We start from the raw sequence: 1,552 nt of genomic DNA, 5'->3' as shown, positions 1-1,552 counted from the left end.
CCTGGGCGCGGCGGTCGTGCTTGTGCTGGCCGCTCTCCTCATCGCGGTGATCGTCACCGCGCTCGGGCCGCAGGCCGGGCGGCAGGTCCTCGTCTCCGCGGTGGGCGGAGCCGCAGGCCGCGGAACGTCGACGGCGTCCCCGCCGGCCTCCCCAGACAAGGGTCCTGCCTCCGGAGCGGCCGGCTCCGGAACGGGGCGGGCCTCGCCGTCTCCGGACGCCGCTCGCACACCCGTCATCCTCGTGCACGTCCTCGGTGCCGTCCTCCGGCCGGGCCTGTTCGAATTGCCGGTCGGTGCCGCTGCGGAACCACCGGTCGTGGGTGGGGCCCCAGTCGGTGAGCAGCAACGCGCCGGCGGGGTAGAGGTTACGGGAGAGGAACCGGGTCAGGGTCGGCGCGACATTCCAGGCGCCCGTCGACAGGTAGATCACCGGGGACCCCGGCGCCGCCGCGGTGAGACGGTCCAGGAGTACGGCCATGCCGGGGGTGGGCACCCTCGCGTGTTCGTCGAGCACGAACGTGTTCCAGGCGGCGAGCAACGGCCGGGGGAGGGTCGTGACCATCACCGTGTCGTCGACGTCGGAGATGATGCCGCGATCGACGAGCGGAGCGACGATGAAGAGCGGCGCATCGACGGGTGCCGAGGCATCCGTGCTGAGTCGGGCGACCTGCCAGCCCGGCGTGAGCGGCAGCCGGATGACCGTGTCGACGACGCCGCCGCGGTCGGCGCTCACGCGGTGGCTGAAGCCGTTGATCTCGATCGTGACGGTGACGTCGTGCACGGGAACCGCGGTGAAACTGCGCCAACCGCGGATGCCGGCCTCGCGCCGTTCGGCTCGCCAGCGTCTGCGCGTGACGGCCTTCTTGGTCCGAGCCGGCTTGGCCAGCAGAACCCGGCAGAGAATCCGCACCCATTCGGTGCTTCCGTATCCCGCGTACGGGATGACCGTGGGCAGATAACCGCGTTTGCGGGCGCTACGCTCGCGACGTTCGTGCATCCAGTCTTCGATCCGGGCTGCGCGATGCATCATTTTCGCAGGTCGGCCCGCATTCGTTGTTCTGGAAGGCTTCGGCACGCCTCCTAGTTTGTCATGTGCCGCCCCTTTCGGGAGGATCCAGTCGTGCCGCGACCCGTTTGGCATCGCCGGGGGGACAAGACCCGTAGGATTGGGTCCTACTTCAAGGAGGACAAGTGTCAGTGAGTGACCTTTTCGAGGGGGACATCGTTGAGGCCGGCGCACAGGTCCGGATCGAACCCATCCAGCAGCGCAGCACGGCACGCCTGTCCGGCCTGCTCGATGCCGCTGCCGTCGTCGTCGACGAGGTCGGCTTCGACCGGATCACGACCGCGATGGTGGCTGAACGCGCGGGGGCATCGATCGGAACCGTGTACCGCTACTACCCGGACCGGGTCGCAGTACTGCATGCCCTGCGTGAGCGGGCCATTCAGCGATATCGACTCCGCGTCGCCAGGGAAATCAAGCTTGCAGACCCGAAGACCGCCTGGGAGACCATCGACTGCGCCATCACGGCCTTCGTCGAGATGTACCGGA

General features: G+C 68.8%; 2 protein-coding genes. One reads left to right on the top strand and one right to left on the bottom strand.

Annotated elements, in window-relative coordinates; all coding sequences use genetic code 11:
- Positions 1-1,030, bottom strand: a 1,030-nt coding sequence (locus QN345_RS18875) for an App1 family protein (RefSeq protein WP_323509092.1), incomplete at its 3' end; no start/stop codon positions are given.
- A 167-nt stretch (positions 1,031-1,197) separates the two neighbouring features.
- Between QN345_RS18875 and QN345_RS18870 the strand changes: the two genes are divergently transcribed.
- Positions 1,198-1,552: helix-turn-helix domain-containing protein (locus QN345_RS18870; protein ID WP_323509091.1), on the top strand; the 355-nt coding region annotated here is incomplete at its 3' end.

This window comes from Cryobacterium sp. 10I1, from assembly GCF_035019805.1.
Classification (GTDB): Bacteria; Actinomycetota; Actinomycetes; order Actinomycetales; family Microbacteriaceae; genus Cryobacterium; species Cryobacterium glucosi.
The sequence above is the reverse complement of the archived record's forward strand: the minus strand, read 5'-3'. Positions and strand labels throughout refer to the sequence as shown.